Source organism: Priestia sp. 53B2 (assembly GCF_056099005.1).
This window is the reverse complement of sequence record NZ_JBLZXA010000073.1, coordinates 1-418: the sequence shown is the minus strand read 5'-3', so window position 1 is coordinate 418 and position 418 is coordinate 1. Positions and strand designations below refer to the sequence as shown.

Here is a 418-nt window from a genome sequence, read left to right as displayed (position 1 = left end):
GTCGCGCGGCGCTGCCTCCGCCGCCGCGCGCAGGTCGGCGGGGCCATAATAGGCGTCGATATAGCCATCCTCATGCGTCCCGATTTCGAGACTGAGGCGCAGATAGTCGGCGGCGATATCGTTCAGCGCTTGCGAGGAAGCGGGCGTGCGGCGGACCTCGACGGCAGGGACGCCAGGCGCGGGGTCGGGGCCGGTCGCGGCGCAGCCGGACAAGAGGGTGATCAGAAGCGAAACGGCGATCCAGCGCATCAGCGGTTCGCTCCCGCCGTCTCGTCCGACGTATCGGACACATCGCCATCCGCTGCAATCTCCGCATCAGCCCTTGCCTCGGCGACGGCGTGATCTGGATGCGGCGGCGCGAAGCGAAGCAGCGCGAAGCCGGTCAGCGCGGCGACCAGCGACCCCATCAGGATGCCGA

1 protein-coding gene is annotated in these 418 nt (G+C 69.1%); it reads right to left on the bottom strand.

Features of this window, described 5'->3' with window-relative positions; translation table 11 throughout:
• A partial coding sequence (locus tag ACN6NE_RS31130; RefSeq protein WP_474329444.1) for a YdgH/BhsA/McbA family protein occupies positions 1 to 249 on the bottom strand: 249 nt, incomplete at its 3' end.
• Positions 250 to 418: the final 169 nt, after the last annotated feature.